Here is a 24987-nt window from a genome sequence, read left to right as displayed (position 1 = left end):
CATCGCGCTCGAGGACCTTCGTGTCGGCGCCGAGCCAGTACATGAGGATGGTGAGCGTGCGGGTGTTCTTGCGGTAGTCCGGCCGTCCCTGTGGCCGATGGCGGGCGAACTCCTCGACCAGGCGGCGAGCGGGCTCGGACGTGCGAGCCGTCGATCACCGCCCTCGACCAGTCCAGTGCACCGGCGCCGTTCAGCTCAGCCAGGAGCGACTCGTGCAGACGCTGCTAGTGCTCTGGCCGCATAGGCGCCGGGTTGGTGGTCGTGGCGGTTGGATGGGCGGTGGCGTCCGATCCGACCGCTGGAGGTACCCCTCGCTGCTGCAGTCTGAATGACCCGGCGAACCTATGCGGGCAGAACACTCGCCACCGCAGCCCGCACAACGCCGCTTCCTACAGGCCCGTTGCCCTCGGCCGCCAGACGATCAGATCCCCGGATACCTGCAGCTGTACCCACCGCCGCTGCGCACCACGGACCAGAGCATCTCCTTGCGGGTTTCCGGACCGTACTCGCCGTCGACCGACGCGCCTTCCCTCCTCTGGACTGCTTCCACGGCCGCCTCCGTCTGGCGGCCGTAAATACCGTCTGCGCCAGAGAAGTCATAGCAGTTGATGAGGTGGTCCTGAAGCTTGCGGACGGCCGAGCTCTGGGCTCCGTAACCCATGATGCAGTCCCGGCTGCCGCTTCCGGTGTGATATGGCTGGACGACCGAGTACGCGCCGCCCCCGTAAGTAACGTTCTTGACGCCGTTGCACGTCGGATAGGCCGCCGCCTGAGCTTGCGTCGCGGGCAGTACCAGCACGGCAGCTGCGGCGGCCGAAGTAGCCGCGACGATCTTGCGAAGCCTCATGAAAGTCCCCGTTTCTGCAGGTAGGTGGAACCTGAGCTCGGTCTACAAGCACACGGGGCGAGTATGTGCTTCGACCGCCATAGAACGTACCTATAACTCTTCAGGGTTCGCCGGGTCATTCAGACTGCAGCAGCGAGGGGTACCCTCCAGCGGTCGGATCGGACGCCACCGCCCATCCAACCGCCACGACCACCAACCCGGCGCCTATGCGGCCAGAGCACTGGACGCCCGCGTCGTTCCAGTCACGCAGGCGCCGCCAGCACGTCATGCCGGAACCGAAGCCCAGCCCCTGCGGGTGGCGCGGCACAGCCGGCAGCAACGGCTCGATCCGAGCATCAGCTCGCCGAGTGCGTGGCTGTGGAGGTGACGGCAGCTGCCGCTCGCAGTGAGTTGGCGTGCTCAGCCGCCTGGCCAGGGTGCGAGCGACCGGCCCCGTCGCCACCTTGCCGTTCTTGGTTCGCCTTTTCCGGGCGTCATTGCCGCCGCTGTTCGCAGCGACGTTCTGGCGATCGGCACATGTGTCGCCTCGCTGCCGCGGACTCACCCGCGATCCGCCCCTTGGAGGAGCTGAACCTCGGATCAGGGAAACACTTCTTGTCAGCTCCGGCTGTCCCCGCTGGGAACAGGACAGCCCCGGGGAGGCGCCGTGGACCGACGGAGCGAAGATGCATCGCTGTTCGGCTGCTGCCGCCGAACCAACAGTTGGCGCCACCAAGGCTGCCGTTGCGGATCGTCCGGCTCCACAGGTGCGTCCGGCAGCGCCGAGAAGACGCCTGCCTTTGTGTGCCAGCCGCTGAACACGCCACGGAACATCTGGTGGGGCTCCTGCGGTAGAGGGCCCCTCGAAGAAGCCACTGTGCTCTCCTCCCTGCTTCGTTACCGTTAACGTGACCGCTAACGGAAGTCTTGCCCATGAGACCGGATGCCGTCAACGCCGCCGCCGGACTGCTCACGATCCGCCGGCGGCGCGGTGGGCCGGTGAACCTGGTTGACTTGGGCACAGGGCGGCACAAGAACGGAAGTGAGTGGGCAGCGTGGCTGGACAGCGGGAAACGGAAGGCCAGCCGGTACGGGGTGCGGGGACCGTCAAGCGCGTCACGCTCCGCGACGTGGCTCGGGCGGCAGGCGTGTCCCATCAGACCGTCTCCCGGGCGGTCAACGGCAAGGGGGAGATCGACCCGGCCACTCAGCAACGTGTGCTCGATGTCGCAAGGCAGCTGCGGTATCGGCCCAGCCGGTTCGGCCGGGGGCTGGTCCGACCGGACGTCGTATCCGTCGGGCTCATCGTCCCCGACGTGGTCAACCCCTTCTTTCCGGAGTTCGTGGCAGGAGTGATCGCGGCCGCGGACGAACGCGACTGGCAGGTGCTCGTGGCCAGCACCGAGAACGACCGGTCCCGGGAGCTGGCATTGGTCCGCTCACTCGGCCAACAGGTTGACGCTCTTGTCGGCTACATCAGCCATCCCGATGCGCAGCTGGAGCCGTACGTGGGTGGCGTGCCGCTGGTCATAGTCGATCGCGGGTTGGACTCGTCGAACCACGCGTTGGTCCACATCGACACCGCTGCCGGAATCCGGGCCGGGCTGCAGCATCTCATCGACCGGGGTCACCGCCGGATCGGCATGATCGACTGCGAGTGCTTGAGCGCCCCGATGGTCCGGCACCGCACCTTCCTCGACGTCGCCGGCGAACACGCGCTGCCGGTCGACGAGGGCTGGGTTGTCATGGGTGAGCAGTCCCCGGCCGGGGGCGCCGCCGCCTTCGAGGCGCTGTACGCCGCGCACCCTGACCTCACCGCCGTGGTCGCCTTCAACGACCTGGTCGCGATCGGCGCGCTCCGGGCTGCCCGCCGCATCGGCGTTCACGTACCGGACGACTGCGCACTGGTCGGCTACGACGGGCTGAGCGTCGTCGATCTGGTCGACCCGCCGCTGACCACCCTCCACCTCGACAAGCGACGGCTGGGCGAACTGGCCATCCACCAAGTCGGCCAACTCCTCGCAGGCGAACTGCCACCCCCTATCGTCCTGACACCGAGCTTGAATGTCCGCGGCACGACGTGACCCCCTCTTAGTGCCGCCGTCCAGGTCCACCCACCCTCCCCTTGTCGACTCCTTGCGGGTCTCGTGTCCTTGCGGTCTCGTGCGCCGCAGCCCTGGGGACAGCAGGGCGGGCGGGCCGCCGGAGGGAGATCCGGTGGCCCGCCCCGGGGCAGGTCGGTCTGGCGGGGGAGGTGGTCAGCTCACGTCGGAGGCGTCCAGGCGATAAAGCCCGCTGTAGTCGCTCACGGCGCTGCCGTTCTCCTTGACCCACTCGGCGATCTCGGAGGCGGCGTCGCTGTTGCCGCCGCCCCGGCCGCTGTCGCTGACGACGATGTGGTGGAGCTTGCCGGCCTTCACCAGTTGCTTGAGCTTGGCGAGGGTCATGGCCTCGTCGCTGCCGGACCAGCCGCCCATGGAGATCACCGGCTCGCCGGACTCCAGGATGATCGAGGACGCGGTCTGGTCGGTGGCCACCGCCACCAGCCAGGTGGCGCCGCCCTGGTTCTTCTTCAGGTACGTGATCATCTCGGACGAGACCTGGGTGCCGCCGCCCATGCCGCCACCGCCGCCACCGGGGGAGCTGGAGCTTCCGGTGTTGGACGTCGAACTTGAGGCGCTGGAGCCCGAGTTGGCCGTAGCGCCGGGCGCGTTGCCGCTCGGCGCGCTGCCGCTGGGCCGCTGGCCACCGCCCATGCCGCCCCCGCCCATGGCGCCGCCGGTGTCGGGGCCGGCCGTCGGGTTGGTGCCGTTGGAGCCCGCGGTGGTCGCCGCCGACACCGAGTACGCGGCGGGCCCGGCCAGCAGGGCGACGACCGCCGCGAGGGAGGCCAGCCCGATCAGCTTGCGCCGACGCATGAACCGTCCGACGAGCAGCCCGATCACGGCGACCGCACCGGCGACACCGGCCATGACCTCGGCGACCGTGTAGAGGGTGCCGGAGCCGGAGACCCGCTGGAGCAGGACGACCGCCCAGACCGCGCTCACCGCGACCGCCAGCGGAAGCACCCACCCAGACCTCGCGACCGACCCCTCCTTGAAGGCGCCGTACAGCATGACCCCGCCGGCACCGGCCAGGGCCGCGATACCGGGGGCCATGGCGGTGACGTAGTACGGGTGGAAGGTGCCCTCGGCGAGGGCGAAGGTCAGGTAGTGCAGGACGAGCCAGCCGCCCCAGAGCATCAGGGCCGCGCGCTTGGCGTCCGTGCGGGGCGCGCGGCCCCGCAGCACCAGACCGCCCACCAGGGCGATGAGCGCGAAGGGGATCAGCCAGGAGATCTGGCCGCCCATGATCTCGTTGAACATCCGGTAGACGCCCGCGTCGCCGCCGAAGCTCGCCCCGTTGCCCTGCGAGCCCACCGACGAGCCGGCGCCGAAGATGCGGCCGAAGCCGTTGTAGCCGATGACCAGGTCCCAGACGGTGTTGTCGGTCGAGCCGCCGATGTACGGGCGGGAGGAGGCGGGGATGAGGTCCACGACCACCATCCACCAGGCACTCGACACGATCAGCACGACCGTGCCGGCGGCGAGGTTGCGGATCCGGCGGCCGAGGCCGCCCTCGGCGGCCCACAGGTAGACGAGGAAGAAGGCCGGCAGGACGACGTACGCCTGCATCATCTTCGTGTTGAAGGCGAAGCCGATCGCGACGCCCGACCACACCAGCGGCAGCAGCCTGCCGGTGCGCACGGACTTCATCAGCGCGGCGGCGCCGAGCAGCATCAGGAAGACGAGGATCGGGTCGGGGTTGGTGTCCCGGGTGATGGCGACCGTGATGGGCGTGAGGGTGAGCGCGAGTGCGGCGATCGTGCCCGCCACGGCCCCGAAGTCACGCTTGACCATGCGGTACAGCAGGGCCACCGAGCCGACGCCGACCGCGACCATCGGCAGCATCATCTGCCAGGTGCCGTAGCCGAACACCCGGGCCGACAGGCCCATCACCCACAGTGCGAACGGCGGCTTGTCGACGGTGATGAAGCTGCCCGCGTCCAGCGCGCCGAAGAAGAACGCCTTCCAGCTCTTCGTGCCGCTGTAGACGGCCGCGTTGTAGAAGGTGTTGCCGGTGATGGAGGACATGTTCCAGGCGTAGAGCGCCGTGGCCAGGACGAGGATGGCCCACAGGGCCGGGCGGGCCCAGCGCGGGTCCTCGGGGGAGCCGGTGAAGATCCTCCGGGTCCGGGCGGCGAGACCGCCGCCGGCGGGAGGAGCATCGGCCCGGTGCCTGTGGCCGCTGTCCCGCCCGGTGGTGGGCGGCGGGGCGAGGGTCGTCATGACGCGTACTCCATGTCCTTGAGGCCCTCGGGGAGGGTGGCGGTGGTGGTGGCGGGAGCGGTCGTACGGGGGGCCGGGACCCATGAGCGATTCACGCGGCGAGGCATGTCGGCGATCCGGACGCGGCGACCGACCGTCGCCCGGAGCATGCGGCCCATGCCCTTGAGGTCGTCGACGGCCGTGCGGACGATGTCGACGCGGCTGTCGGGGTCGTCGACCCAGTCGACGGGGACCTCGTGGATGCGGAGCCCGTTGCGCTGGGCCAGCACGAGGAGCTCGGTGTCGAAGAACCAGGCGGTGTCCTCGATGTGCGGGGCGAGCGCGCGGAAGACGTCGGCGCGTACCGCCTTGAAGCCGCACTGCGCGTCGGAGAAGCCGGCCGCGAGGCCCAGCTTCAGCAGCAGGTTGTAGGAGCGGGAGACGAACTCACGCCGGGGGCCGCGGACGACGTCCGCCTGCCGGTGCAGCCGGCTGCCGACGGCGAGGTCGCTGTGGCCGGACAGCAGGGGCGCGACCAGCGGCAGGAAGCCTTCGAGGCCGGTCGAGAGGTCGACGTCCATGTAGGCGACGACATCCGCCGTGGAGCGGCTCCACACGTGCTTCAGCGCGCGGCCCCGGCCGTTGGCCTCCAGGTGGACGGCGTGGACGTGGGGGAGCCGGTCGGCCAGGGCGAGGGCCGTGTCCCAGGTGGTGTCCGTGCTCGCCTTGTCGGCGATGGTGATCCGGAACGGGAACGGGAAGGACGCTTCGAGGTATGCGTGGAGACGGCCGACACTGTCGGCGAGGACGTGCGCCTCGTTGTGGACCGGCACCACGATCTCGACCGAGCGCTGCCGGACGCCTCCCGCGTTCATTTCGTTCATGGCAGCGACTGTCGAGGCCGCTTCTGGGGCGACGCTGAGCGAGTACTGAGGGAAGAATGAGAATCAGGGAACTCACAGCTTCCCCATAGCCGACAGCCTCAGGGCTCATAGGACCGCCGCGCGGCAGACGGGTTCAGGCCCGTACGGCCGTCGCGCGCATGACCGGTGCAGGCCGGTACGGCCGCCGCGCGGCCCACGGGTTCAGGATTGGTACGGCTGCTGCTGCGACTGCCCGTTGTACTGACCGGCCTGGCCGCCCGCGGCCTGTGCCTGGAGGCGTTCCGCCTGCTCGGCGTCCACCTTCTGTTCCGCGCCGCAGAAGGTGCACTGTGTCTGGTACTTGGTCGAGATCGGGACCAGCGGCACGAAGAACAGCGTGAACTTCGTGACCCGCTTCCTGAGTGTGTGCGCGGCGGGGTTCCCGCACCGGCCGCACACCAGCGTCAGTATCGCCAGCTGGTACAGGTATCCCTTGGTGCCAAAGATGATCACGATCTCGGTCCTTCCCGGGTGGTGCCTGGCGGCACACTGCACACACTGCCATCAAGTGTGCCCGTCACCCACCCGGGCCGCGGCCGAGGCCCGCTGGGCCGGGTGGCTCAGGTGATCGAGCCCGGGGCCGGGGACACGGTCGGTGCGCAGTCGCGCAGGGCTACCGGTTCGCCCATCGCGACGAGGATCTTGCGGCTGCCGCGGTAGGCGTCGCGGCCGTGTGCCGAGAGGATGTTGTCGACCAGCATGAGATCCCCCGGCTGCCAGCTCTCGCGACGGGTGGCGGAGTCGTAGGCGCCGTTGAGGATGTCCACCTCCTGGGCCGACAGCGCACTGCCGTCGCCGAACGCGGTGTCGAACGGCAACCCGTCCGTTCCGAAGGTCATTTCCATGACGTCCAGGATGTCCTTGTCCAGCGACCAACGGCTCCAGAACGCGGCGTGGTTGAACCACACCTCCTCATGGGTCCGCGGATGGCGGATGAGTGCCGAGCGCCTCTGGACGGTGCGCAGCCCTTCGTCCCCCTGCCAGAAATGGCCGATGAGATTGCGTTCGCAGTACTCGGCCACGCCCTCGCGGTCGTCGGTCGCGAAGGCCGTCCGCCAGGGAAGTCCCGCCTGGGCGTGGTAGTTGCGCGTCAGCAGCCAACCGGTCGCCCGGAAGCGATCCACGAGGTCGGGGGGCAGCGCGGCCCGTACCTGACGGACGTCGGCGACGGTGGTCGCGCCGCCCGTGTCGGGAGCGTCGAGACAGCAGAAGAGCAGCAGTCCGGGGAAGTCCAGGGTGTAACTGTTCTCGTTGTGCAGGTGGATCGGCTGCACGGGAGGGAGGTCGGTCGACGAGTACACGTCAGCGCCGTAGTCGCTGCGGGGTGTGGCCTTCTCCTTGTACGCGGCCCGTCTTTGCACCAGGACGTCGCGCAGGTCCGCGAAGTGTTCCTGCCGTTCGATCGGAAGGCCTCGGATCAGCAGGTGTCCGTGGCGCAGGAGCTCGGCCCGGATGGCCTCGGTGTGTTCCACGACCCAGGCCCGCGCGGAGGCCTGGCCGACCAGCCGCGGCGTCCGGATGATCGGCGGCTTGCCGGGCTGGGACTGTACAGGGAGGCCGGTCGGCTGGGGTATGTCGGTTTCCGGGATCATCCGAGATGTCTCCGCTCCTGGTCCGAGGTCAACAGGCGGTACGCGGCCGGGCGGCCTTCGACCGGTTCGTCTACGTGCTCTGATCCGGCGGCTGCTGTGCGTCGTACGACCGCGCCAGCCACTCGTCGTTGTAGATCGTCTCGAGGTAGTTCGTCCCGAAGTCCGGTGAGATGGCGACCGCGGTGACGTCGTCGCCCACGCTGTTCGCCTTCATCCAGGCGAGCGCGCCGCTGACCACGGTTCCCGTCGAGCCGCCGAAGAGGAAGCCTCGTCTCACGAGCTTGCGGCACATCCGGACCGTGTCGGCCTCGGAGACGTGGACGACGTCGTCCACATACGACATGTCGAGAATCCCCGGCCGCACACTGGTGCCGAGACCGGGGATCAGACGCCGGCCCGAGGGTTCACCGAACGTCACGGAACCGACGGCGTCGACGGCCACGATGGTGACCGACGGCTGGTTCTCATGGAAGTAGTTGGCGCACCCCATCAGGGTTCCGGTCGTCCCCGCTCCGACGAACAGCACGTCGAGCAGGGGAAACGCCTTCGCGATCTCGGACCCCGTGGTCCGGTAGTGGCCCATCCAGTTGCCTTCGTTGGCGTACTGGTTGAGCCACAGGTAGTCGGGGTTCGCCGCGCACAGCCGTCTCACGTACGACAACCGGGCTGCGAGGAACCCGTTCTCCTGGTCCGGCTCGGTGATGACATGCACCTCGCTGCCGAGCGCTTCCATCAGCCGCCGGGCCGCGGGCGTACAGCGCACGTCGGTCACACAGATGAACCGATAGCCGCGGCTCGCTGCCACCGTGCTCAGCGCGACGCCCATGTTCCCGGAAGAGGATTCGATCAGCGTCGCACCCGGGAAGAGCTCCCCGCCGCGCTCCTTCGCCTCCACCATCTCGGTGGCGGCCTTGAGCTTGATCGAGCCGGCGAAATTGAAGCCCTCGCACTTCAGGAAGAGCCGACGCCCCACGCTCGGCCGGAGATCGACATAGAGGTCCTCGACATTGAAGTCCATGGGATTCGAGATGATAGCCGTCACGTAATGCAACCCATTCTCGTCAAGAAGCCCTCCTCGACTCGCTCATCAATTCTCGCAATTACTTCAATATTTGACCTATACGAGATCTATCGGCGACCGCGATCCCGCTGCGGGGAGTCATCTCGCGTTCGTGGTAAATTCCCAGCTTTCATCAGCTCCCGGGCTCCCTCCGGGGGCCGCAGGCCCGTCGCCCTTCATCTCGCCCGTGCAGCCGAGTCCGGGCCTCCTGCGGCACACCTGGTCCGTCGCCGGAAACCAGCCATGCCAAGTTTTTATTGCAGGTGCCCGCCAGAATCTCTTTGCGGGTGCTTGAGCAGGCGTGGGCCATCACTCGGCAGGCAAATATCACCATGATTCAGGCATGCTGTGACGACTCGGATAGTAAATGCATGATCAAAGTGATTCCACCCCGCCTGATTTAGCCGCCCGAGCAGTCCGAACGCCCGGCAGACGGTCGTTCCATCATCATTCAGTGTTCCTTGACTCCGCTTCCTGGCCGTGCCTACAGTCGCTGAGGCGGCGATGAATCTGTCGCGGAGTCGTGCAATTTCGGCTCACGGGGAACGGGGACGGGGACCGATGCTTCTCTTGCTTTTTCGGCGGCCTTTTCGGCTGCTCCGAGGTTTGCGGCGGAACATGAACGCTCATCTGGCAGCCTCGTTGACGGTGTCCCGCAGTGCGACACCGGAGTTCTCTCTCGGGATTTAGCCTCTTATCCGGGGTTCGCATCCGAAATCGTAGCCAAGGCTTGTTCCAAACGTGTCGCCCTGCCCATCGGGCGCGTCTTCCTGCAGATTGCTGACAACGTTACCCTCGCGCGTCGTATACCCCTGATGTGACCAAGGAGGAGTTCAAACGTGATGGAATTTCGAATTCTTGGCCCAGTTGGAGCATGGGTGGAGGGCAAAGAGATTCCGCTCAATGGAACCAAGCAGCGCACCATGCTGGCGGCCCTATTACTGGCCGATGAACGAGTACTCCCCGACTTTCAACTGGGTGAGGCTCTCTGGGGAAAACGGCCGCCGGGCACCTACCAGGCGCAGATATACACCTATGCCTCGCGCCTGCGGCAGCACCTGGAAAACCACGCCGAGATCATACGCAAAGGGTCGGGCTACATGCTGCGCATCACCTCGGGCCGATTCGACTACGGCGACTTCACGGCGCTGTCCTACTCCGGCCGATCCGCGCTGCGGGAAGGGAGATACCAGCGGGCCTCGGAGTTGTTGCGCGCCGCGCTCGGCCTCTGGCGGGGACCCACCCTGACCGATGTGACCGAGCATCTCTGGGACACCGAGAGGCCGAGCATAGAAGAGGCCTACATGGAGACGCTGGAGAGTCGCATCTCCGCGAACCTGGCGCTCGGTCAGCACGCGCAACTCACCTCGGAGCTGGTGGGCCTGGTGCACGCGCATCCGCTGCGGGAGCGGTTGCGGGCGCAACTCATGCTCGCGCTCTACGCCAGTGACCGGCAGGCGGATGCCTTCACCGTCTTCCACGAGGGCCGGCAGTTGCTGGACGAGGAGCTCGGGGTGGACCCCGGTTCGGCGCTCCGCCGCACCTACCAGGCGATCCTCACCACCAGTGTCGACGCGATGGAGCGAGAGGTGCTGGTCGGTCTGCCCGAGCGCGACCCGATCGGCGACGACTCCCCCCTGCGCCCCGAGTCCTTCCTCGCGGTGAACGGAATCGGTCATCCATAGCGCTTCAGCTCGCTGAAGAAATCGGGGACGGTGTGCAGGGACCGGTTCCTGGACACCTGGTCGTAGATATGGCCGGCCACAGCCAGGTCCAGAACGCCGAGGCCGAACGGGGAGAAGACGACCGGCCGGTCCCGCGGGCAGGCCACTTGCCCGGTCAGTACGTCGAACAGGGTGCCGGCCATGAACGCGCGGTTGCCGACCTGCTGCTCGGTCAGGTGCAGCGAGGTGTTGGCCTTCATGCAGTGCTCGATGTCGTCGGTGACATTGTGCGACGCGAGCACGATCTCCGGTGACAGGTCGCGCAGCGAAACATGCAGAACCAGAGGGTTGTGGGCGAACCAGTCCGGATCGGTCACATGCGGCCGTGACGCGGTGGTGGCGAACACGATCAGATCGGAGGACCTGACCAGCTCCTCCGCCGTCCTGTGGACCGTGATCTCTCCCTTCTCGGTCCGTTCGAGATAGCCGCGGAAATCCCCGGCGTGCTCGGCCGAGAGGTCGTGAATCCCCAGCCTGTCGAAGACGAAGCCGTTTCCGGCGAGATAGGAGTGAATGAAGCGGGCGATGAGCCCGGTGCCGAAGAATCCCACCCGGGTCGGACGGCCGCCACGCTGTTCGCTCAGCTCGACGGCGGCCAGCGCCGCGGATGCCGCGGTGCGCGCCGCGCTGATGATGGAGCTCTCGAGGCAGGCGAACGGATACCCCGTACGGGCGTCGTTGAGGATGAGAACCGCGGAAGCGCGCGGAATGCCGCGGGCCACGTTCTCCGGGAAGCTTGAGATCCACTTGACCCCGTGAACTCCCCCTTCTCCCCTCAGCGAGGCGGGTAGCGCGATGATCCGAGACGACGGGTCATCCGGAAAGGTCAGGAAGTAGGAGTCGGGATTCACCGTCCGGCCGGTTCCGTGCAATCGGTAGGCGGCCTCGACGATCCGCGTGACCTCGGCCTCCTTCCCGTTGATCACCTCATGCACCTGGGCGCCCGATATCACGCTGAAAGAAGGGGTGGAAGAGAGGGTGGGCTGGTTCATGGCTGCCTTTCGGACAGGTTCGGCTGGTGTTGTCGGCTACGCCTGTTCCACAGGCTTGAGATCGTCCTTGTGCAGGGTGGACCGGAGTTCGGATCTCCGCAGTTCCTCATCGGCGGTCAATTCGATCCGGCCCACGGCCCGGCGCAGAATCGGCGGCCCCATCAACGAGGTCACCACCGCGATCAGCACGATGACCGTGTACATCGCCGTGCTCAGCACCCCGAGGCGCAGACCCACCATCGCCACGATCACCTCGACGACACCGCGGGCGTTCATGCCCGCGCCGAGCGCGATCGCCTCCCAGCGGTTGAGGCCGCTCATCCAGGCGCCGATGAAGGCCCCCACGAACTTGCCGGCGATCGCGATGAGCAGCAGGACCAGTGCGGTGACCAGCACGGCCGGGTCGGCCAGCGCGGTCAGATCCATCCGCAGGCCGGCCGTCGCGAAGAACACCGGCGCCAGTACCGCCACGACGAAGGTGCGCAGCGGCGCCAGCCGGGTCAGTACGTCCTTGCCCGCCCCGCGGATCAGGATTCCGGCGGCCAGCGCGCCGAAGACGGCCTCGAAGCCGAGCGCGTGGGTCGTCGCGCTGAACGCGATGACGAGCGCCACGGCCACGCTGAGGGTCACTCCCGGCTCGGCCGACCTGACGGTCGTCCGCATGGCGCGGTGCACGAGCGGACGGCCGATCAGTGCCGCGCCCGCGACGAAGAGGAGGAGGAAACCGACCGACCGGATCAGGCTTCCGGCATGCAGTCCGCTCGTGGCCATCGCGGTGACGACGGAGAGACCGAGCCAGCCCAGCACATCGTCGACCGTCCCCGAGATGAGGATGAGCTGGCCGACGTTGCGGTGCAGCAGGCCGAGATCCATCAGTGTCTTGGCGATGACCGGGATGGCGCTCACACACATCGCGATGCCGAGGAAGAGGGCGAAGACCGTGCGGTCGGAGCCTTCCACGAGCAGCGCGGCGGGCAGCAGACATCCGGCGGCGATGCCGAGGCCCAGCGGAATGGCGAAGCCGGGCAGGCTGACCCGTACGGCCGTCGTGGCTCTCTTCCGGATCATCGCGGTGTCCATCTGCAGACCGGTGATGCCGACCAGCAACAGGACACCGATCTGGCCCACGGCGTCCAGCAGATGGGCCTGCTCCGGCACCTTGGGGAAGAGCCATTCGGAGACCCGGGGCAGCGTGTGTCCGAGCAGGGAGGGTCCGAGGACGATGCCCGTCAGGAGCTCGCCGACGATGGGCGGCAGTGAGCAGCGCGCCGCGAGCCGCCCCAGGAGAGTCGCGACCAGCAGCAGAAGCGCGACCTGGACCAGGAACATGGCCAGTGGGTGCCCACCCAGGGGTGGCACCGGCCCCACCGCGATCACCACGGAGTCTCTCCCTCGAATCAGTCGGACATGGCGACGAGGACCCGGCGCGGACCGGTGAAGGGCCGGCGGCCGTGACCGACCAGCATGTTGTCGATGAGCAGCACGTCACCGGTCTGCCAGTCGACATCGACGGCGGCCTCCAGACCGCGGTCGCGTACCTGGGTGATGTACTCCGCCGGGATGGGCGAGCCGTCGGCGAAGGTGACCGACTGGGGCAGATCCTTCTCCGGCATGATCCGGTGGAGCGCCGCAGCCGTCTCGTCGCCGAGCCCCGCGGCGTGCCACTGGTCGGCCTGGTTGAACCAGACCTCGGCACCGGTCACCGGATGCCCGGCCGTCGACGGCCGTACCTGGCTCACCCGCAGCCCGCCGTCCCGCGTCCACTCATGGCGCGCGCCGGTGTCGGCGAGGCACGCCTCGACCTCGGCGCGTGAATCGGTCTCGAACGTGTCCTGCCAGCTCTTGCCGAAGCCCATGCCGCCGTGCAGGTTCTGCGAGTAGCGCACACCGTCGGCGAAGCGCTCGCGCACCTCGGGATCGAGAGCCTCCAGCCAGCGCACCCCGTCCACCACAGGCGTCGCGCCGCCCGTCTCGGCTGCCCGCTCGCAGAAGAAGAGCAGCCGGGCCGGCCACCGATGGGCATAGCTCAACTCGTTGTGCATCGAGATGGTGAACTCCGGCGGGTACTCCGTCGACGTGTAGATGTTCTGTCCGACCTTGGTGCGGGGCGAGTTGCCGTTGACGTAGGCGAGCCGATTCGGCAGCAGCAGATCCATCACGGTTTCCAGCTCGGCCGTGGTGACGCCGAATCCGCGGAAGACGAGGGCCTTCTCCCGGATCAGCAGGGTGTCCAGATCGTCGAGGCCGCGCAGATGGCCGATCAGGCCGCCCGGGGCGGCTTCCGCCCCGGTGTCGGCCGGAGTGACGACAAGTGGCGCCCAGGCACTGTAACCGTCCGTCATGGCTTCTCCTCGCGGCAGGACCTTGGTCGGTCCGACCCTGAGGACCACGTCTATATTTCTTCGCTACCCGGCCTATCGGCCCTCTTCCACCCGTCCGCTCCGGCCGGAACCGGAGGTTGTATAGGCGGCCTATAGCCGCGATACCCAGGGTGGTCTTTACCGTGCAGTTCTGTGTGCGGGATTCCCTGGAAACAGCGAGCGACGGAGTCGAGAATGGTCGACCAGGACGCGATCCGGCTTCCTTTGTCCGCCGGCCAGCAAGGGGTGTGGTTCGCCCACCAGTTGGATTCCTCCGGGCGGAAGTACAACTGCGCGGAGTACCTCGCTGTCGACGGCCCGGTCGACGTCGCTCTGTTCCGCGCGGCCTGGACGACGCTGCGCGCCGAGGCCGATGTCGTACGCATCGGGTCCGTGGTCCAGGACGACGTTTTGTGGCAGGTACTCGACCCGGATCACGCGACCGGTCTTCCGCTGATCGATTTCTCCGACGACGACGACCCGGAGGCCCGGGCGCAGCGGTGGATGCGGAACGATGTCCGGCGCCCCGTCGATCTGAGCAGGGGCCCCATCTCCTCCTTCGCCCTGATCAAGCTCTCCGGCACGAGGTTTTTCTTCTACTACCGCATTCACCATGTCGTCATCGACGGCTACGGGGTTCATCTGCTGGGACAGCGGTTGGCCGAGATATATTCCGCGCTGGCCGCCGGCCGGACCCATGTTCCCCGGGTATTCGGTCCGTTGAAAGACCTTCTCGACGACGAAGCCGAATATCGTGCGTCCGAGGCTTTCGCGGCGGACCGTGCCTACTGGGTGGAGCGCTTCGGCGACCGGCCCGAACCCCTGCGGGTGCCCGGCCGCCGAGGCCCCGGATCGAGCCTGCCGGAGGAGCGGTTGCGGCTGCGCCTGACGGCCCCGCTCCTCGACGACGATCTCGAACTTCTGCGGAAGACCGCCGTCGTGTCCGGCACCACATGGCAGATCCTGCTCATGACCATCGTCGGCGCCTACGTCCATCGGGTGACGGGCCGTCAGGACGTGATCCTCGGTGTGCCCGTGACGGGACGGCGCAGTGTCGCCGCGCGACGGATCCCCGGTATGGCGACCAACAGCGTCCCCGTGCGTCTGGACCTCGCTCCGGGGGCGAGCCTGACGGGTCTGCTGCCGCGTCTGACGAAGGAGGTCGGCGAGGCGCTGAAACACGAACGCTTCCGGCTGGAGGACCTGCAGCGCGAACTGGCCCCGCACGACGGAATAGGGGCGCTGATGGGTCCCATCGTCAACTTCATGCCGTACGGCGGACCGCTCCGCTTCGGCGACGCCCCGGCCACCAGCCACAACCTGGCCTCGGGACCGGTCCTCGACCTGTTCGTCACCTTCCGTCCCGAACCCGACGGCGAGGGCCTCTCCATGGTCCTGGACGGGAATCCCGACACGCACGACCTGGAGAGCCTCTCGGGGCACCAGGAACGCCTGACGGCATTCATCCGTACCGTCGCCGCGGCTCCGGAGACCCCACTCGCCTCGATCGACGTACTCGGTGCGGCGGAGCGGCGACGGCTCCTCGTGGAACGCAACGCCACCGCGCTGCCCCTGACCGACGAGACGGTGCCGGAGCTCTTCGGGAAGCGGGCGGCCGCCGCCCCTTCGCGCATCGCGCTCGTCCACGGTTCAGGCACCGTGACGTATGGGGAGCTCGACGCGCGGTCGGACCTGCTGGCCGGCGAACTGGCCGAACGGGGCATCGGTGCCGGGCACCTCGTGGCCCTCGCGCTGCCGCGGTCACCGGAGCTCGTCGTCGCCATGCTGGCCGTGCTCAAGGCGGGCGCGGCCTTCGTCCCCGTCGACGTCTCCTATCCCACCGAGCGTTTCCTCCACACCCTCGACGACTCGTCCCCCGCCTGTGTGATCACGACGAGTGATGAGACGCGGCTGCCCGACGGCAGCCCCCGCATCCTCCTCGACGGCACGGACATCCCGTCGGACCGCGCGCGCTCCGCGGCACGCCCGCCCGCTCCGGGCCCGGACGACACCGCGTATGTCATCTACACGTCCGGTTCCACCGGCGCGCCCAAGGGCGTCGTCGTGCCGCACCGTGGCCTCAGGAACCTGGTCGAGGACCGCGTACGGCGGTACGGCCTCGACACCCGGAGCCGCGTGCTGCAGCTGGTGTCGCCGAGTTTCGACGTCGCGATGGCCGACATCTGGCCGACCCTGCTGGCGGGGGGACGACTGGTACTGGCCCCCGAGGGGCGGACCGTGACGGGCGAGGAACTGACGGGGCTGCTGCGCACGCGACGGGTCACGCATGCCGCGATCCCCCCGGTCTTTCTGAGCCGGATGCCGGCCGAGGACCTGCCGGAGCTCGGCGTACTGGTCACCGGCGGCGAACCTCCGGCCCCCGAGACGCTGCGGCGGTGGACCACGGGCCGGCGGATCTTCAACGAGTACGGAGTCACCGAGGCGACGGTCACCACTACCGTGAGCCCGCCGCTGGACCCCGCCGGCGTACCGTCGATCGGCCGTCCGATCGCCAACTCCCGGACGTATGTGCTGGACGACGCCATGCTGCCGGTACTGCCCGGCGCGGTGGGGGAGCTGTACATCGGGGGTGCCGGGATCGCGCAGGGCTATCTGCGGCGACCGGAGCTGACGGCCGGACGGTTCGTGCCGTGCCCGTACGGGCCGCCCGGGTCGCGCATGTACCGCACCGGCGATCTCGTCCGCTGGCGGGCCGACGAGCAGCTCGAGTATCTCGGGCGGGCGGACAGCCAGGTCAAGGTCCGCGGCTTCCGCATCGAGCTCGGCGAGATCGAGGCGGTGCTGGCACGCCAGGAGTCGGTCGGGGCGGTGGTCGCGGCGGTGTGGGAGGACCACCCTGGCAGCGGGCGGCTGGTCGCCCACGTGGTGCCGGCGCCCGGCACGGTGCTGAACACCGATGAGGTACGCCGGGTGGCCGCGCGCTCGCTGCCGGACCACATGGTCCCCATGGTGGTGGAGCTGGACGCCGTGCCGGTCACACCGAACGGCAAGGTGGACCGCCGCGCGCTGCCCGCACCGGACTTCTCCTCCGCCGGGACCGGGCGGCCGCCGCGCGACGACCGGGAGGAGCTCCTGTGCGCGCTGTTCGCGCGGGTGCTGGGGCTGGACCGGTTCGGGGTGGAGGACTCGTTCTTCGCCCACGGCGGCGACAGCGTCCTCGCTCTGCGACTCGTGGCCCAGGCACACCGGGCCGGCCTCGAGTTCGAGGTGGGCGAGGTCTTCCGGCACCCGACCGTCGCCCAACTCGCCCCGCACGTCCGGTCGGTCACCGGCGGGGCGGAGCAGCCCGACGCCGCCGGCACCGAGAGCGGTCCGGCCGCGCCCCGCGGGCTGCCGGCGCCCGGCCGCCCGGCGGGCGCCGTCGGCCTCACCCCCGCCGACCTTCCGCTGGTCCGGCTGGACCAGGCGGAGATCGACGCCCTGCACGCCGCCCACCCCGGCATGTCCGACGTGCTCCCGCTGACACCCCTTCAGGAAGGCCTGCTCTTCCACAGCATCCTGGCCGAGGACGGCGTCGACTCCTACGCGGCACAGCTCCGCTTCGACCTCGACGGCCCGCTGGACACGGCGGCGCTGCGGGCGGCCGGCACCTCGCTGCTGGCACGGCATGCGGCGCTGCGGGCGGCGTTCCGGCACGCCGACACCGAGGAGCCCGTACAGATCGTCTGCGAAGGGCTGCGGCCGCCCTGGGCGGAGCGGGATCTGTCCGAGGTGCCACAGGGCGCGAGGGAAGCGGAGGCGCTGCGACTCGCGGCGGACGAACGGTGCCGGCCGTTCGACATGACGGCGCCACCGCTGCTCAGGTTCCTGGTGCTGAAGCTGGCCGACGACCGTCACCGGGTGGTCCTGACGGCACATCACATCCTGTGGGACGGCTGGTCCACGGCGATTCTGGTGCGCGAGCTGTTCACGCTGTACGGCCGTGGCGGCGACGCTGCCGGGCTGCCCCCCGCCCGTCCGCACCGTGACTACCTGGCCTGGCTGTCCGTGCAGGACCGGTCCGTGTCCCGGCGCGCCTGGGCCGCCGCTCTGCGGGACCTGGCCGGTCCCACCTATGTCGCGGACGGCGTGACGGGTCCGGCGGAGGAGCACCAGGACCACCTCACGCACGAACTCGGCGCGGACCGGACCGGGACACTCACCGCGTTCTGCCTCGACCACGGCATCACGCTGAGCACCGCCGTGCACGGTGCGTGGGCGCTGCTGCTCTCCCAGATCACGGGAAGCGACGACGTGCTGTTCGGCACCTCCGTCTCCGGGCGCCCGTCGCAGCTTCCGGGTGTCGAGGACATCGTCGGCCTGCTCACCAACACGGTCCCGGTCCGGCTGCGGCTGCGGGCCGGCGAGAGCGTGATCGCGACGCTGGCACGGCTCCAGGAGGAACAGCTGTCCCTGGTGCCCCACCACCATCTGGCGCTGGCCGACATTCAGCGGCAGGCGGCGGGCCCGCGGGACGGCGCCGGGTTCGGCTACCGGGGCGGCGCGCTCTTCGACACCGCCATCACGTTCGTCAACCGCTCCTTGGAAGCGGGCGGGCCGACGGGGGCCGACGGGCTCCGCCTGGCCGCCTTCGACGTGGAGGACGGCACCCACTACCCGCTCCGCCTGGCCGCCCTGGCGGGCCGCACGCTGACCCTGCGGCTCGGCCACCGGCCCGACGTCTTCTCCCGCACCGAGGCGAAGCGGCTGCTCGACCGGCTGGTGCACACGCTGGAGACACTCCCGAACCGGCACTGACCGGCACTGACCAGCACTGATTGGCACGACCCCCCCCGCACCACCCCCACCCCATCCCGAGGAGGCGAGGCGGCCTTGCGGACGCCCGACGTATTCATCAAGGGGCTCGGCACCTTCGTGCCCGACCCGGTCGCCATCGAAGAGGCCGTCGAGCAGGGGCACTACCCCGCCATCGAGGTCGAGTTGCACGAACTGGCCGGTGCGGCGGTGGCCGGAGAGATCCCCGCGCCCGAAATGGCCCTGCGTGCCGCGCAGCAGGCGTACAAGCGCTGCGGTCACCGTCCCGAGGAGACCGCTGTCCTGCTGTACGCCGACTCCTGGCACCAGGGACCCGACGGCTGGCAGCCGCAGTACTACCTGCAACGGCACCTGGTCGGCGACGACGTGCTCTCGGTCGAGGTACGGCAGGGCTGCAACGGTATGTTCGCCGCGCTGCAACTGGCCGCCGGCTATCTACGGGGCCGGCCCGCGGCGGCGGACGGCGAGCCGGCGACGACGGCGCTGCTCGTCGCGTCCGACAACTTCGGCACCCCGATGATGAACCGCTGGAGCATGGGCCCGGGCTACGTGGCCGGCGACGCCGCCAGCGCGGTCCTCCTCACCACCGAACCGTCCTTCGCCCAGCTGCTCGCGGTGGGTTCGGTCGCCGTGTCCGCGGCCGAGCAGATGCACCGTGGGGCCGAGCCGCTGTTCCCGCCCGGCCCGACCGTCGGACGCCCCCTGGACTTCCGGGCCCGAAACGCCGAGTTCAAGCAGGCCGCCCTCGCCGAGGGAACCGGCACCGGAGCACTGGTCAAGGTCCACGGGATGACGCTGGCGCTGGTCGAGCGGACGCTGGCCGAAGCGGGCATCGGGATGGCCGACGTCACCCGGGTCGCGTACATGAACTACTCCCGGGAGATCGTCGAGCAGCGTTGCATGGCCGCGCTCGGCCTGCCCATGGAGAAGTCCACCTGGGAATTCGGCCGCACGGTCGGTCATCTCGGCGCGAGCGACCAGATCGTGTCGCTCGACCACCTGTTGCTCAACGGTGAACTCGGTCCCGGTGACCACCTGTTGATGCTCGGCGTCGGGCCGGGCGTCACCCTGTCGAGCGCGGTCGTACGGATCCGGGACACCGCCCCGTGGCGCAGTTGAACAAGGCTAAGGAGACCGAAGTCGTGTCCATTCGAGACGAGTCCGCGGCCGTGGCCGGGGCGGCGACCAGTACCTCATCGATGACCCCGCCCGAACCGATAGCCGTGATCGGGGCCGGCTGCCGCCTGGCGGGCGACGCCGACTCCCCCGGCGAGTTCTGGGACATGCTGCTGTCCGGACGTGACGGCATCGGCGACATGCCCCAGGACCGCTGGCACATCTACCGGGACCTGGGCCCGGAGCACAGCGCCGTGGTCCGTCGCGCCGATGTACCGGGTGGCTTCATCAAGGACATCGAGGGCTTCGACTCCGCCTTCTTCGGCCTCACTCCCCGCGAGGCGGAGCTGATGGACCCGCAGCAGCGACTGCTCCTCGAAGTGGTGTGGGAGGCGCTGGAGGACGCGGGCATCCCGCCGCAGAGCCTCGCCGGCGGGGACACCGGCGTCTTCGTCGGCATCGGTTCGGACGACTACGGGCGACGGCTGCTGGAGGACCTGCCGAGCATCGAGGCCTGGACCGGCATCGGCAGCGCCATGTGCGCGGCGGCGAACCGGATCTCGTACGCCCTCGATCTGCACGGCCCGAGCATGGCCGTCGACACGGCGTGCTCCGCGTCGCTGGTCGCCACCCATCTGGCCTGCCAGAGCCTGCGTGCCCGGGAGAGCGGGGTCGCTCTCGTCGGCGGCGTCAACCTGATCATCTCGCCAGGCCTGTCCGCGACCCTGGAGTCCGCGGGCGCCACCGCACCCGACGGCCGCTGCAAGCCCTTCGACGCCTCGGCCAACGGCTACGGGCGTGGCGAGGGCGGCGCGGTCCTCGTGCTCAAGCGACTGGCCGACGCCCAGCGCGACGGCGACCGGGTGCTCGCCGTCGTCCGGGGCAGCCACGTCAGCCAGGACGGCCGGACCAACGGCATCATGGCTCCCAGCGGGGCGGCCCAGCGGCGGCTGCTGGAGGAGACCCTGCGTCGCACGGGCGTGACCGCCGCATCGGTCGACTACATCGAGGCCCACGGCACCGGCACCCGGCTCGGCGACCCCCTCGAAGCGGGCGCGCTCGGTGCCGTGTACGGCAAGGGACGGCCCCCCGGTGAACCGGTCCTGATCGGCTCGGTCAAGCCGAACGTGGGCCACCTGGAGGCGGGTGCCGGCGTCGCCAGTCTGCTCAAGGCCACGCTCGCCCTCGCCCATGGCGAGATCCCGCCGAGCCTCAACCACACCCGGGGCAACCCGGCCATCGACTGGGACTCGGGCGGGCTGCGCGTCGTCACCGAGCGCACCCCGTGGCCCGACCGCGGCCGGCCGCGCCGCGCCGGTGTCTCCGGCTTCGGCTACGGCGGCACCATCGCGCACGTCATCCTGGAGCAGGCGCCCGACCCCACCGTCCCCGCGCCGACGCCGCGACCGGTGGCGGGCCCACGGCTGTTCCCGCTGTCCGGGAAGTCGCCGGCCGCCCTGCGCGGTTACGCCGGCGAACTCGCCCGATGGCTGACCGACGAGGGCCGGGAGACCGGCCTGGACTCCCTCGGACGCACCCTGGCGCTGCGCCGCTCGCACCTGGACGCCCGGGCCGCGATTGTCGCGCGCGACCGGGAGGAACTGGCGGCCGGGCTGCGGACGATCGCCGACGGCGACGAGTCGCGCGAGGCGGTCGTCGGCTCGGCCCCGGCGAACCCGGGCAAGGGCCTGGTGTGGGTGTTCTCGGGACACGGCTCGCAGTGGGCGGGCATGGGCCGCGAACTGCTGGCGTCGGAACCCGTGTTCGCTTCGGTCATCGACGAACTGGAGCCGGTCTTCCTGGAAGAGATCGGCTTCTCTCCCCGACAGGTCCTGCTGGACGGCGACTTCGAGACCGTGGACCGCGTCCAGACCATGATCTTCGCGGTCCAGATGGGTCTCGCCGAGGTCTGGCGGGCGTACGGAGTCGAGCCCGAGGCCGTGATAGGCCACTCCGTCGGCGAGATAGCCGCGGCCGTGACCTGCGGCCTGCTCTCCCGCGCGGACGGCGCCCGGTTGATCTGCCGCCGGTCGAAGCTGCTGCGCCGGGTGGCCGGCCGAGGCGCGATGGCGATGGCCTCCGTCTCCGTCGAGGAGGCCACCGAGCGGCTCGCGGGCCGCACCGATGTGGTGGCCGCCATCGCGGCGTCGCCGAACTCCACGGTGATCTCGGGCGACATCGCCGGCGTGGAGGCCCTCGTCGAGGCGTGGCAGGCCGAGGGCCTGCAAGTGCGCCGGGTGGCGTCGGACGTCGCCTTCCACAGCCCCCAGATGGACCCGCTCCTCGATGAACTCGCGGCGGCAGCCGCCGACTTGAGGCCGGGTGAGCCGCGGATTCCGATGTACTCGACCGCGCACCCCGACCCGCGCACCACTCCCGCCGCCGACGGCGCCTACTGGGCGGCCAACCTGCGCAACACCGTCCGGCTGGCGGCGGCGACCAGGGCCGCCGCGGAGGACGGCCACCGCGCCTTCCTGGAGATCTCGGCACACCCCGTGGTGGCCCACTCGATCGGCGAGACGCTGGCCGAGGAGGGCATCGAGGACGCCTTCGTCGGCTCCTCACTGCGGCGCGACCGGTCCGAACCGGACACCCTGCTCGCCGCCCTCGCCGCCGCGCACACCCATGGCGTCGGCCTCGACTGGACCCGCCTCCAGCCGACCGGTGAGCTGGTCGCCCTCCCAAGGGTCGCCTGGCAGCGCCGGCCGCACTGGCGGGAGACGTCCTTCCCCGGCGCCGGCCAGGGCCGCGGACACGATGTGGACGCCCACGAACTGCTCGGGCAGCCCGTGTCCGTCTCCGGCCGTTCCCTGCGCCTGTGGCGCACGCTCCTGGAGGACTCGAACCGGCCCTATCCGGGCAGCCACACCATCAACGGGACCGAGATCGTCCCGGCCGCCGTGCTGCTCAACACGTTCCTGGCCGCGTCGGGCGGCGGACCCGGGAACACGGGCGGGCCGACCTCCGGGTGTCTGCGGGAGATCGCGCTGCGACTGCCGCTGATGATGTCCGAGCGCCGTGAACTCCAGGTCGTGCAGGAGGACGACGGGCTCCAGCTGTCGTCCCGGCCGACCGAGGCAGACGGCTCCTGGCTCATCCATACGACCGCCACCACGGGGCCGGCCGATGGCCTGTCCCTGGGCGAACTGCCCGCTCCCGACGGCCTGGTCCCCGCCGACCCGGGCGACATCCAGCGGCACCTCGCCTCGGTCGGTGTCCCGAGCATGGGATTCGACTGGACCATCGAGGACCTCCTGCGCGCCGAAGGCACGGTGCACGCCCGCGTACGGCCCGGCCGGCCGGAGCGAGCACCGGCGACCTGGGCCCCGATCCTCGACGCCGCCCTGTCCATCGCCCCCTCCGCCTACCCCGGCCCGGCGACCCTGCGCATGGTGGCCGCTCTCGCCGAGCTGCGCGTCGAGGGGGCTCCGCCGCCGGCGGCCGACGTCCGGGTCACCCATGACGCGGCGGCCGACACGGTCGACGTGCTGATCGCGGACCCCGAGGGCAGGGTGCTGGCCGCGCTGACCGGCGTACGGTACGGGGCGATCGGCCGGGAGTCGATGGTGGCCGTGCCACCCCGCGACCTGGTCCACGAGGTCGTATGGCGTCCGCTGGAGCGCGCGCCGGAGGCGGGGGCCGCCACGGAACGCGCCGGGCGGGACGTCGTGCTGATCGGCGCCGTCGACCATCCGCTGGCGGATGCGCTGCGCGAGCGGGTCACCGCCGAGGGGCGCCGGTTCCTGGCCGTGAAGCGGCCCGGCGACCTCGAAGGACCGGCGGCCGGGCTCGACGCGGCCACGGACGTACTGGTGCTGCCGCCGCAGCCGGCGCCGCAGGACGCCGTGCCCGACGCCGCGGCCGCGAACGCCTGGCTGCTGCTGGAGACGGCACAGTGGCTGGCCGCGCCGGCCACGGTGAGGTTCCCCCGGCTGTGGGTGGTGACCACGGGGGTGCGGGAAGGCCGGGACAGGACCGGGCCGGCCCACTCCGCGCTGTGGGGGCTCGGCAGGGTCGTCGCCGGTGAGCACGGCGAACTGTGGGGCGGCATCGTCGACCTGCCGTCGGACGGGGCGGACACCGTGGGGGAGTTGGCGGGCCGGCTGCTCGACGTGGTGCGGGCGGCACCGCGGGAGGATGTGGTGTCGCTGCGGGCGGACGGTGCCGCCGAGGCGTCCCGGCTGGTGCGTACGGAGCGGGAGGAGCGGCACGACGCCGTGGCCTGCCGGTCCGACGGCACGTATCTGATCACCGGTGGTCTCGGTGTGCTGGGACTGGAGGTCGCCCACTGGCTGGCCGAGCGGGGCGCCCGGCGCCTCGTGCTGGCCGGCCGGCGCGGGCTGCCGCCGCGCGCGGACTGGGACGGCGCGACCGACCAGGTGACACAGCGTCATATCGCGGGCGTGCGGGCGCTGGAGGCGCTCGGGGTGAGCGTCCGCGTGGTGGCCCTGGACGTCGCCGACGCGGCGGCCGCGGCGCGGCTGCTCACGCCGGACGCCCTCGGCATGCCGCCGATCCGGGGCGTCGTGCACGCGGCGGGCGTCCTCGACAACCGGATGGTCCCGGATGTGGACGAGGAGTCGCTGCGGGCCGTGATGCGGCCCAAGGCGCACGGCGCGTGGGTGCTGCACGACCTGTTCCCGGTGGGCAGCCTGGACTTCTTCGTGCTCTTCTCCTCCTGCGGTCAGCTTCTCGGCCTTCCGGGCCAGGCCGCTTACGGCTCCGCCAACGCCTTCCTGGACGCGCTGGCGCACCACCGCGGCGACACCACGAGCTTCGGCTGGACGTCCTGGCGCGGCCAGGGCATGGCGGTGAACGAGGTGGTGGACCTGGAGCTGCGCGAGCGGGGTGTCTCCGACATCTCGCTGTCCGAGGCCTTCGCGGCGTGGGACCACGCGGCGCGCCGGGGCACCGGGCACTTCCCCGTGCTGCGGACGATCCCGCTGGAGGCGGGCGCCGAACGGCTGCCGCTGCTGCGGGAGCTCGGCACGGCGGCGCCCGCCGCGGCCGACGCGGGACAGGACGGCGGCGACCTCTTCGCCGGCCTGTCGGACGACGAACTGCGCGAGCGGCTGACCGAGGAGATCGCCGGGCAGATCGCCGGCGAGATGCGGCTGCCGGTGGCGTCGCTCGACGTCCGCCGCTCGCTGGTGGAGCAGGGCCTCGACTCGGTGATGACGATCGTCGTCCGCAGGCGTCTGGAGAAGCGGTTCGGGCACAAGCTGCCGGCCACGCTGCTGTGGCACCAGCCGACGGTGGTGGCGATCGGCGAGCACGTCGCGGAGCTGCTGTCGGCGGAGTGAGCCCACCC

The 24987-nt window shown here is 70.1% G+C and carries 14 protein-coding genes and 1 pseudogene; 5 read left to right on the top strand and 10 right to left on the bottom strand.

Annotated elements, in window-relative coordinates; all coding sequences use genetic code 11:
• Positions 1-421 precede the first annotated feature (421 nt).
• A complete protein-coding gene (locus JIX55_RS22705) occupies positions 422-847 on the bottom strand; it encodes a peptidoglycan-binding domain-containing protein (protein ID WP_257565141.1) in 426 nt (141 codons plus the stop codon).
• 223 nt (positions 848-1070) lie between these two features.
• Positions 1071-1166, bottom strand: a pseudogene (locus JIX55_RS51490) (IS5/IS1182 family transposase); the annotation flags it as partial.
• A 706-nt stretch (positions 1167-1872) separates the two neighbouring features.
• On the opposite strand from JIX55_RS51490, the gene JIX55_RS22700 reads away from it, so the two are divergent.
• Positions 1873-2910, top strand: a complete 1038-nt coding sequence (locus JIX55_RS22700; protein WP_443046501.1) for a LacI family DNA-binding transcriptional regulator — start codon at positions 1873-1875, stop codon at positions 2908-2910.
• A gap of 174 nt (positions 2911-3084) precedes the next feature.
• Here JIX55_RS22700 and JIX55_RS22695 read toward each other — a convergent pair whose 3' ends face one another.
• The 5 genes from JIX55_RS22695 to sbnA form a co-directional block, all read right to left on the bottom strand.
• The gene (locus JIX55_RS22695) at positions 3085-5154 is read right to left on the bottom strand and encodes an ArnT family glycosyltransferase (RefSeq protein WP_257565139.1); all 2070 of its coding nucleotides are present in this window, start codon (positions 5152-5154) and stop codon (positions 3085-3087) included.
• Positions 5151-6017 (bottom strand): glycosyltransferase, encoded by an 867-nt coding sequence (locus JIX55_RS22690; protein WP_257565138.1) that lies wholly within the window; start codon positions 6015-6017, stop codon positions 5151-5153. Before JIX55_RS22690 ends, JIX55_RS22695 begins: the two co-directional genes overlap by 4 nt.
• A gap of 201 nt (positions 6018-6218) precedes the next feature.
• On the bottom strand, positions 6219-6512 hold the full coding sequence (locus JIX55_RS22685) for a zinc ribbon domain-containing protein (RefSeq protein WP_257569440.1): 294 nt from the start codon (positions 6510-6512) through the stop codon (positions 6219-6221).
• 104 nt (positions 6513-6616) lie between these two features.
• On the bottom strand, positions 6617-7648 hold the full coding sequence (locus tag JIX55_RS22680) for a TauD/TfdA family dioxygenase (RefSeq protein WP_257565137.1): 1032 nt from the start codon (positions 7646-7648) through the stop codon (positions 6617-6619).
• A 70-nt stretch (positions 7649-7718) separates the two neighbouring features.
• Positions 7719-8666, bottom strand: a complete 948-nt coding sequence (gene sbnA / locus JIX55_RS22675) for a 2,3-diaminopropionate biosynthesis protein SbnA (RefSeq protein WP_257565135.1) — start codon at positions 8664-8666, stop codon at positions 7719-7721.
• A 920-nt stretch (positions 8667-9586) separates the two neighbouring features.
• Here sbnA and JIX55_RS22670 point away from each other — a divergent pair.
• Positions 9587-10393, top strand: coding sequence for an AfsR/SARP family transcriptional regulator (locus tag JIX55_RS22670; RefSeq protein ID WP_257565134.1), 807 nt, complete (start codon positions 9587-9589; stop codon positions 10391-10393).
• On the opposite strand, the gene sbnB is transcribed toward JIX55_RS22670, so the two are convergent.
• From sbnB to JIX55_RS22655, 3 genes are read right to left on the bottom strand one after another with little or no spacing between them, the layout of a single operon-like run.
• Positions 10384-11424: a 2,3-diaminopropionate biosynthesis protein SbnB gene (sbnB, locus tag JIX55_RS22665; protein WP_257565133.1), complete on the bottom strand. Its 1041-nt coding sequence runs from the start codon at positions 11422-11424 to the stop codon at positions 10384-10386. The two genes, JIX55_RS22670 and sbnB, sit on opposite strands and share 10 nt — an antisense overlap.
• 36 nt (positions 11425-11460) lie before the next feature.
• The gene (locus JIX55_RS22660) at positions 11461-12804 is read right to left on the bottom strand and encodes a cation:proton antiporter (RefSeq protein ID WP_257565132.1); all 1344 of its coding nucleotides are present in this window, start codon (positions 12802-12804) and stop codon (positions 11461-11463) included.
• Between the two features lie 17 nt (positions 12805-12821).
• Positions 12822-13766, bottom strand: coding sequence for a TauD/TfdA family dioxygenase (locus JIX55_RS22655; RefSeq protein WP_257565131.1), 945 nt, complete (start codon positions 13764-13766; stop codon positions 12822-12824).
• Between the two features lie 213 nt (positions 13767-13979).
• Between JIX55_RS22655 and JIX55_RS22650 the strand changes: the two genes are divergently transcribed.
• From JIX55_RS22650 to JIX55_RS22640, 3 genes are all read left to right on the top strand, one after another.
• Positions 13980-18542 (top strand): non-ribosomal peptide synthetase, encoded by a 4563-nt coding sequence (locus JIX55_RS22650; protein WP_257565130.1) that lies wholly within the window; start codon positions 13980-13982, stop codon positions 18540-18542.
• A gap of 75 nt (positions 18543-18617) precedes the next feature.
• Positions 18618-19679: a ketoacyl-ACP synthase III family protein gene (locus JIX55_RS22645; protein ID WP_257565129.1), complete on the top strand. Its 1062-nt coding sequence runs from the start codon at positions 18618-18620 to the stop codon at positions 19677-19679.
• 23 nt (positions 19680-19702) lie between these two features.
• The gene (locus JIX55_RS22640; protein WP_257565128.1) at positions 19703-24979 is read left to right on the top strand and encodes a type I polyketide synthase; all 5277 of its coding nucleotides are present in this window, start codon (positions 19703-19705) and stop codon (positions 24977-24979) included.
• The last annotated feature ends 8 nt before the right edge of the window (positions 24980-24987 follow it).

This window comes from Streptomyces sp. DSM 40750 (genome assembly GCF_024612035.1).
Lineage (GTDB): Bacteria > Actinomycetota > Actinomycetes > Streptomycetales > Streptomycetaceae > Streptomyces.
The sequence above is the reverse complement of the archived record's forward strand: the minus strand, read 5'-3'. Positions and strand labels throughout refer to the sequence as shown.